The 1179-nt window shown below is 65.2% G+C and carries 1 protein-coding gene; it reads left to right on the plus strand.

Going from position 1 to position 1179, the window contains the following annotated elements; genetic code table 11:
• Window positions 1-211: 211 nt before the first annotated feature.
• Window positions 212-1159, plus strand: coding sequence for an IS110 family transposase (locus tag ABE488_RS17690; protein WP_346449705.1), 948 nt, complete (start codon window positions 212-214; stop codon window positions 1157-1159).
• Window positions 1160-1179: the final 20 nt, after the last annotated feature.

The raw sequence follows: 1179 nt of genomic DNA on the forward strand, positions 1-1179 counted from the left end.
CCGACCTTGTAAGTTGCTTTTGCGGTCCGGGAGTTGGCATTTTTCGGATCGCCCCGTGCCAGACCGTCCGACCTTTGATCGATCAGATCGTGGGGGAGCTTGGGTCGGCATCGGGTCCTGCTCATATCCCGAACCGTTGCCTGGGCCTCGAGCCCGTTTCAGCAAGGCTGGGAAGGTGGGAAATCGAAAGCAATGTTCAAGGGAGGAAGCGATGTCTGGAGTGTTCGCCGGCGTGGATGTCGGCAAGCATCGGCTCGATGTGTTCGTCGGTGGCCAAAACCGCAGCTTTGATGTCGACAACGACGCCATCGGCCACGCCATCCTGGTCGAGGGCCTTCGCCAGGCGGCGCCCGAGTTGATCGTGCTCGAGGCGACCGGCGGCCTGGAGCGTGCCCTCGTTGCAGAACTGTGCGCCGCAGGCCTGCCCGTCGCGGTGGTCAACCCGCGACAAGTCCGTGACTTTGGCCGGGCGTGTGGAAAGCTCGCCAAGACCGACCGTCTCGATGCGCGGCTTTTGGCACTTTTCGCCGAGCGGGTGCGCCCGGCGCAACGGCCGTTGCCCGATGAAACGCTGCAGGCATTCAGCGAGCTGCTGGCGCGGCGCCGCCAGTTGATGGAAATGTTGGTGATGGAGAAGAACCGGCTGACCCAGGCGACCGGCAAGGACCTCAGGCGCAATCTGCGTAAGCACATCGAGTGGCTGCAGCAGTATCTGCGCGCGATCGACGGCCACCTGCGCGATGCGGTCGAGCAGTCGCCGGCTTGGCAGGCCAAGCGCGACCTGTTGGCCGAGGTGAAAGGCGTGGGTGAGGTGACGGTCTTCACGCTGCTGGCCTGCGTCCCCGAGTTGGGGACGCTGGACCGCAAGCAGATCGCCGCCCTGGTCGGCGTCGCGCCCTTGGCCCGGGACAGCGGCACGTTACGAGGCCGGCGGGCGGTATGGGGCGGCCGTGCGGTTGCTCGCCAGGCCCTGTACATGGCCACGCTCAGCGCCGTCCGCTTCAACCCGCCGATCCGCGCCTTCCATCAACGATTACGCGCGGCCGGGAAGAAGCCGAAAGTCGCCCTGGTGGCCTGCATGCGCAAGCTGCTGACCATCCTCAACGCCATGCTTCGAGACAACGCCAGATTCCGACTCGAAACGCCTGTTGCGGCTTGACCTCCAACACCGTTGCTCCC

The organism is Luteimonas sp. TWI662, assembly GCF_039673825.1.
GTDB lineage: Bacteria > Pseudomonadota > Gammaproteobacteria > Xanthomonadales > Xanthomonadaceae > Luteimonas.